10 protein-coding genes are annotated in these 6,999 nt (G+C 56.9%); 9 read left to right on the top strand and 1 reads right to left on the bottom strand.

The genetic code is table 11. From position 1 onward, the window contains the following. Positions 1–107 precede the first annotated feature (107 nt). On the bottom strand, positions 108–365 hold the full coding sequence (locus tag HMPREF1137_RS10005) for a transposase (RefSeq protein ID WP_231284031.1): 258 nt from the start codon (positions 363–365) through the stop codon (positions 108–110). 359 nt (positions 366–724) lie between these two features. On the opposite strand from HMPREF1137_RS10005, the gene HMPREF1137_RS10010 reads away from it, so the two are divergent. The 9 genes from HMPREF1137_RS10010 to HMPREF1137_RS05570 all read left to right on the top strand — a co-directional run bounded on the left by HMPREF1137_RS10010 (position 725) and on the right by HMPREF1137_RS05570 (position 6,860). Then, the gene (locus HMPREF1137_RS10010; protein ID WP_007589828.1) at positions 725–1,351 is read left to right on the top strand and encodes a hypothetical protein; all 627 of its coding nucleotides are present in this window, start codon (positions 725–727) and stop codon (positions 1,349–1,351) included. Continuing rightward, complete coding sequence (locus HMPREF1137_RS05540) at positions 1,281–1,859, top strand: hypothetical protein (RefSeq protein ID WP_034497000.1); 579 nt, start codon at positions 1,281–1,283, stop codon at positions 1,857–1,859. Before HMPREF1137_RS10010 ends, HMPREF1137_RS05540 begins: the two co-directional genes overlap by 71 nt. Positions 1,860–1,894: 35 nt before the next feature. Further along, complete coding sequence (locus HMPREF1137_RS05545; RefSeq protein ID WP_034497004.1) at positions 1,895–2,704, top strand: hypothetical protein; 810 nt, start codon at positions 1,895–1,897, stop codon at positions 2,702–2,704. 62 nt (positions 2,705–2,766) lie between these two features. Beyond that, positions 2,767–3,225 carry a glycohydrolase toxin TNT-related protein gene (locus tag HMPREF1137_RS05550; protein ID WP_007589833.1) on the top strand — a complete coding sequence of 153 codons (459 nt, stop codon included), beginning with the start codon at positions 2,767–2,769 and terminating at the stop codon, positions 3,223–3,225. After that, positions 3,209–3,751 (top strand): hypothetical protein, encoded by a 543-nt coding sequence (locus tag HMPREF1137_RS05555; protein WP_034497006.1) that lies wholly within the window; start codon positions 3,209–3,211, stop codon positions 3,749–3,751. Before HMPREF1137_RS05550 ends, HMPREF1137_RS05555 begins: the two co-directional genes overlap by 17 nt. Positions 3,752–3,912: 161 nt before the next feature. Then, on the top strand, positions 3,913–4,074 hold the full coding sequence (locus HMPREF1137_RS10640) for an ADP-ribosyltransferase domain-containing protein (RefSeq protein ID WP_155835404.1): 162 nt from the start codon (positions 3,913–3,915) through the stop codon (positions 4,072–4,074). 890 nt (positions 4,075–4,964) lie between these two features. Next, positions 4,965–5,468, top strand: coding sequence for a hypothetical protein (locus tag HMPREF1137_RS05560; RefSeq protein ID WP_007589831.1), 504 nt, complete (start codon positions 4,965–4,967; stop codon positions 5,466–5,468). A 342-nt stretch (positions 5,469–5,810) separates the two neighbouring features. Next, the gene (locus HMPREF1137_RS05565; RefSeq protein WP_007589832.1) at positions 5,811–6,329 is read left to right on the top strand and encodes a hypothetical protein; all 519 of its coding nucleotides are present in this window, start codon (positions 5,811–5,813) and stop codon (positions 6,327–6,329) included. 21 nt (positions 6,330–6,350) lie between these two features. Beyond that, positions 6,351–6,860, top strand: coding sequence for a hypothetical protein (locus HMPREF1137_RS05570; protein ID WP_155835403.1), 510 nt, complete (start codon positions 6,351–6,353; stop codon positions 6,858–6,860). Positions 6,861–6,999: the final 139 nt, after the last annotated feature.

The following is a 6,999-nucleotide window of genomic DNA, read 5'->3' on the forward strand; positions in this document are numbered from 1 at the left end:
ACTTTCCCCCGAATCTCGTCAAAGACAACGGCGACAGCATCGTCTTTACTCGATCTTCAGAGTTGAGTGGCGGTGGAGGCGTCTAGGCCTCCTGCGATGAGGAGCATTCAGAGTCGGTAGTTGGTGGGGTTGCGGTAGACTCTGGCGGCGCGTCTGCCCATTTCGATAATGCCATTGATGGCTTCGGTGGGGCCATTGCTGGCTCCGGCCGTGTCGAAGTAGGCCAAGAACGCGTCCTTCCACTTACGTAGGGTTCGGCCCAGGCGAGCGATTTCGCGGGTGAGACACGCTGGTAGGCTTTCGACAAGACGAGCGGCCAGGAGTCGGCCTTGGGCAGGAGCGGCTTGATCGAAGAAGTCTCGCACTTGCTGGGCGCAGTGGTAGGCGACTTCGACACTGATAGCACCTCATCTGCCGTGAAGGCTGCGCGGAGTCGTTCTTGTTGACGTAGGGTGTGCCTGTGGCGGGAAGCCACTACATGCACGTCGCTTCCAAGGCTTAATCCCAGTTCAGTTGAACTGCTGAATCTCACGATTACTATCGTTCCCTAAGACGATAGAGACAACACGACTTACAGGTCACCAAACGTGCTATGACTACACACATACCCCTTGAAACGAGGCTTAAATTGGTAGACAATCCCCCTGCCCCAAATACCGGCCGCCCGACTGACCCCGAAACCCGTTTCTTCCCCGTACGGGCGCCAGGACCGGGCGATGCCCTCATGCATGCCTTCAGCGGGCTGGGGAGTCGCTTCCGCATCGGCAAAGATGTCGCTCTTGATCTCAAGGGCCAGTTCGCACACGGCACGCACCCGGAGATGCGCTCGACGGCTGATTGGATGCGTTCACAGTATTCCGTTCCGGGCAGTATTTCTCCGACGTGGCGAGACGACATCGATCACGGGGCGATTACCGGATCGGACCGCTACTACTCCGACAAAGAGAGCTTCATCGAGGACTTTCACATCACGGGGTTCGATCACATCGGGCACGTCGGAGCTTTTTCCCTCACCCCAATCATCGACAACGGCATCATTCCCGCAGATTGCAGGTCAGCTCCGCCCGCACAGTTGAACGAGCTGTACCACCAATATCAATTCACCGCTGACCCGCTACCAGAGGGAGTTTTCATCGAGATTTGCCTCCTCGCCGAGGATCATGGTTCGCGAGGGTATGCGCCGCAGGTTCGTTTCCTGGAGCGTGTCACATTCAATAATCTTTCTCCGCTATCGATCGACGAGCTCGTGACTCAACACATCATTGAAGGAGGTTCTGCCCATGTTGGAGACGTTAAAGCCCCTGATTGGGAAGCTCTGTTCGGGTACTTCCGTAACGCCCGAGAACTTTGAGAACGGCTACGCCTTCTCGAGTTACAACACCGACTTCTTTGCGGTCTGGACCATTGAAGACAGGTTTTGCTTCAGTTGGTCCGAACGCCACCCAAGCGCCGCATTCTGCATCGACACCCAGAGCGCGACGATAGCCTCGTACATCGTTATCGCTGCGGTTGGAGCGCTGCGCCGCGCGGACCTTTTCCAGGACGCCATCTCGCCTGCCATCCTCACCGATGAGCTGCGTAGCCGGTGGGTTTCCTCCCCCACCCGCTGGCCTCGCGTCGCGAACTATCAGTACATCGCAAATCCGGAGCTATCCCTCAATTCGACGAACTGCGCCGCGCTTCGACAACTGCAGTTTGCCGTGCAGTTTTCGGTCGAGGACTACCTCAATTCCTACCTCAACGCTGACGGAGGTCCAGCGCTCACCCCGTTCAGGACATCATTCGAGCCGTATCTACACCAGCTCAGCGACGCGGGCGTCGACATCTCACGGATGATTCCACCGACGTCCAGCCGATAGAAAGGCTTCTAAGGGCGAGGCCGTGGGTCCGCACCGTGCAGATCGGCATTTCCACCGGCGACAGGCACGGCGTTTCGCGCGCTGATTCCACCCCCGGCCACGCCCCCCGGGCAGGACAAGGTGGAGACGGCACCCCCGACGCACCCAAGAAGGAAACTCCTGCCGGGGACGGCCTGGGCGGCGACAAGCAGCCGCATAGCGGAAAGCATGCAGCCGACACGCCTGCCACCCACACGGATGAGGCCGCCAACGCCAGGAAGGCTGGCCACGACTCCGGCGACGCACATGGCTCCGGTAAGGCCGATGCCGACGCTCAGCATGGGCATGATTCCGTCGAGCACGCGGACGCTGACCCCAAGGCGAAGGACCACTCCGCCAACGGCAAGGCCGACGACGCTGCCGATTCGGCGCGCCACGGTGACAAGACCGAGGCTGACAAGGCAGAGACAGATAAGCCACCTCGAATAAGTCCCTCGAGGATGACGACGCCGCACACCACGACAACGCCGAGCACCCCAAGGACACCGACGATACGTACAAGTCCGACCAGGACGAAAAGTATGAGGATCTCTACGATCACTCGCACGATAAAGACGGTCCAGATTCCTCTTACAATCCAGAAACAGATCCTCACAGCAATTCGGACCCTGACTATGACAGCCTGCCGGATTCGTCAATTAATCAGTCTGAAAGTTTTCCAGAAGGAGTCGATCCATACAGAACTCCCCCAAAGACACGACGCCAGCTTGAGGAAGCACTTGAAGATTGGGAGTCCTATCAAAAGAAGGTCCTGCCAGACGATGCAGCTAAGTGGCATTCAGGCCGTTACGGTTTTGATGACGTAGTAAATGCTGAACGTGCACTGGGATACAATCCCGACGGGTCGCCACGTCCCATGGAGGACTTCATGAATGTCTACTATGACAAAGAAAAGAAGGAACCAATTTGGCCATGGGATGTCGAAGGACTCCGCAAGAATGGGGCAAAACTCAACGCAAATTACCACGAGTACACGTCGATTACCCCATTCATCAAAACGCACGGCGAGGATTTGTGCCGACTCGGAGACCCCGGCGGTAAGTTCGCGGCCGCAGTACACAAGGACGGTACGCTTCCATCGTTTGGCGAGCGAGGATTGTTCCAGCCCTTCTCGTTGGGCGCACCTGATATGCGCGCACGCCTGACCGGAGAACTTCCCGAGGGACACATCGTCAAATACGGCGAGGTCGCCCCCGCTTTTGGCCAACCAGGAGGGGCAATACAGCTGCAGATTTGGGGACCCGACGAAAAGACGGGTATCATCAGGGAGCTGACACTAAAAGAGTGGAAGAAGCGGGGAATCATTAAGTATGTCAAACACGATTAGCGAAGATGAGTTCATCAAGACCTTGGTTTCCTTGCTCGAGCGAGAGCTTTACGTTGTCAGCGAGGATCACGTGTGGTTTCGGAGCAACGATCTTAATGTCATGATCCACGCGTGGTACGAGGACGGTTTCTACTCGGGCGGGTCAAGCGAACGCCTCTCTCCCCCTGGCACCAGCATGTGGGCAGATTCTCTTACCCCCGTGAAGCAGTGGCTGTTCATGTACAACTTTGATCTACTGCGCTATTGCCTCGACCTCCAACCATTGGGCATCAGTTTTCGTGAGCTTCTGATCGCACCAAACTGGTCCCACAGGCCCGGCACCAATCAGTACTCCCTTGAGCTGTGTCACAACGATCAGCCCACCGGTGTCTTCGCAGGCAAATGGTCTGACGAAGCCACCAACCTGACATGGTTCCTGAACCACACGCCCGAGCGCCTCCTCGAGATCGCACGCATCGAGAGCAAAGAAGAAGCCTGTCAGGCTCTCTTCGGAACCACGCATATCCCCTACGGAGACGACGACTAACGCAAGACTCAACGCCTCCGCGGTAACGCACTCGGAGCGTGGGCAGCCCCGCCCACAAACGCAATAAGGGGTTAACACGCGCGATAGAGCGCTAGAGAAGTGAGCGAGGTTGGTGCGACCCAGCCCCGGCCTCGCACCCCAAACCTGGGGAAACACGAGTCCTGTTTGAGATTGAAAACGCATCTGGTTCGAACATCCGCCCGATGTCTATGTATGCCACAGAAGACGAAATCCTTTTTAAGTCCGGAGTTGAGTTCGACGTTATCGACCAAGATAAACTTTCTGACGGAAGTTGGACCATCAAACTCAGGCAGAGAAAGTAGGATGCAGCTATGCCCATCGCGGTGAATGGAAATGTTAACGGGGCGCAGTTGTGGATTGCCGACCATCATTGGTGGGATTGCCCAATGATCTGGAAGCTCCCTAAGCGCCCTGAAGACGGCCAGCTCGACTGGGAGCGACTCTTCCCCCACCAACGCGACGTCATCCGTCGTTTTTCAGCCACGCTCCGCACGTTATCGGGTCTGCCTGAGGCACTGCCGTCAATCCCCTACCAGCCTTTCGGGACCCCAAGCCCACAGGGCTGGGTGATGCCCATCAAGTCCGGTACGCCCAGTAAACTTCGGTACGGCAAGTGCACCGCTGGGGGCTCTATTGTCTCCCATCACCCCATTCGCGGGACTGACACGTTCGCGCTCCTCATTAATGTAGTCGGGGAAAATCCCTGGTTTGTCGTCCGCGCAGACGGACACCCCTGGCACGCCAATCCTTGGGCAAACAACACGCGAGTGGGGTCCATCTGGGTGCGAGTTCTTGCCTGGGAGCATAGCTCTCGTGACATTCTGCCATTCACCGGGATAACCGTGCCGCCGCGGACCGTGCCTGGGCAGCTGCGCACGATCTACGTGGATCGATACCCCGACGATCCTGACCTGTACGGCTCACTCACACAGCTACCAACCCCGGCGGAAGAACGCATCGAGGTTCGAGATGTCCCCGTGTGGTGGAAAGAACCAGAATATCTTTGGTGGAAGCATTTTCTTCAGCCAGAGCCAGGCAACCCAGATAGTTTTTGGAACGGTCCTAACACTCTCGACGAGCGAACCGCTTATACGTGCATCGTCCAATACACAGGCCTGCTCCGCGATTGGACATCACCGTACGTCCTGCCCGACTACCTTGCACGCTTTGACTAGAAACCACAGGAGGAATCATGAACGAAGACAACATCAAAAGTCTCTTGACTCTTCTCGAGTCACTACCCCCGACCCCGTCGGTAACCTTCCGAGGATATGTCGACACTTCCATCACGGAGCCGCGTGCGATTGCTTCTCCCGTGCTCACGGCAACATCGCATAACATTTCGATTGCGACAAACAACCTGGCGGTTCCGCAGGTCGCTATTTTTATCGGCCAGAACGGACGAGACCTCAGCAGACTTATGATGGGTGCCCCCTCTTTCAATCTCGAAGAGGTCACCTACATGCCCGGATCCTACTTCTACGTGCATCCCACTCAGGAGCTCCTCGGAGTGACCATCCAGATTTACGAGGAAATGCGTCTGACCGAAGGCGGAAAGAGCCTCGCCCCCACCCGCGTTCTCGACTCCTGGACTCCCATTCTCATTGAGTTTGAGCCCGCGCTGCGCGCTGCTCGCAGCCAGCGCGTCGACCTGCCCGAAGGCGCGTCAGAACGTTTCCTCATTCCCGTGGGCTAACGCCTCAACACGACAAGAGCCGGCGTTGTTGCCCCCACTAGCTAGCGGGGGCAACAACGCCATCATCGACTCAACCACCCGGCGATTGACCACACGGAACGTCAGCCAACACGGCTGCCCTGCTGGCCGCCAAGGCAACAGCCAGAGCACACTCAGCTCGCGACAGCTGAGTGACTCGCTCCGTCGTGTCACATGGCGAGCGCTCGCCGCACGCAACGGACACCGCGCATTCCCAACAGCACAGGCCTGAACACACCGGGTGTCAACGAATGACGCCTTCGAGGATAGGATAACGCGCTTATACTCGAGGTACAGGAGTATCACCCACGGGAGGACGTCATCATGGATGTGCTCGAGCAGCTGATCGAACGGGCAAAGAGCGTCGGCGTCTCTGCCGACCTCATTGGAGATAACGACTGTGTCTTCGGATACGGGGCGTCAATGAGTCAGCACTTTTGGGTTGACGATGGGCAGTATTTCTTTGGCTCCGACGAAAGAGCGACCACACGCTACTCAAACATGTGGACGTCTTCTCCTGATATCGCGTCACTGGCCTTGATAGAGCTCGTTGGCTCCTTCTACCGAATGGCTGCAGGCTACAGACAGATCAACATGGAATACGGGTGGCGCTCCTTCCCCGTTGGTTGGACGATCCAACGAGTGACGGGAAGCTCTAGCATGCACGTGACTTCCGAACGCCTTCCTGAGCTGAGCTACACAACCAGCTCACTCGACCGATACCTGCATATCCCCTCCCTCACCGTCTATCCCGTCAAGACGGTGCTCGACATGTTTTTCGACCCCGAAGCACCCCCTCTCGGCACGCTCGATGAGGTTCACAATTTCTACGCTCGTTTCTAACCGGAGAGGTCTGGTATCAACATGTCGATAGAGATGCTGACTCCGCTGTTTACCCCAACGACTCAGGTATCGACAGACGATTCACAACACGAAGTGCGATTGACGGTATCGGACGACGTGCAAGCAATTCTGTATACCGATCAACACCTCCTTGTCACCGACATAACATATGGTCATGATGTCGTTTCATACATGCTGCGCTGCGACAACCACAAGATATTGCTGGCACGCCTCGCCCTTGTCCTCGGCGAGGCAAACCCAGAGCTAAACGGCCTGCCACCCACTGCCGTGAAAACGCTCAGCTGCCTCCAATCCGATTGGACTGTGAGGCGCTCGGCCCTCGATTCGCCGTGGTTTGATATCACGTGCAATCACGATGAGAACCTCACGTACTCCACAACGTATCCCCCGCACGATGCCGTCTTGTCTCGGCTCTTCAATGTCGATACCACAACGCTGATCGACGCCCTCATCAACGAAGGAAGGAACGGGCCACTATTGCCTGCTTTGAGGAGCACCGCCGAGGCGTAGGACACCCAACGTATCATTCAACAGAAAGCCCTGATCGACACAAGAGAGTAGGGAGCGTCTCACATGGCTACAACAATCAGCGACGACAAGTTCATCACGAACCTGACCTCACTCATGAACAGGCCTTTGAAGGCACTGA

The organism is Actinomyces sp. ICM39, from assembly GCF_000282935.1.
Lineage (GTDB): Bacteria > Actinomycetota > Actinomycetes > Actinomycetales > Actinomycetaceae > Pauljensenia > Pauljensenia odontolytica_B.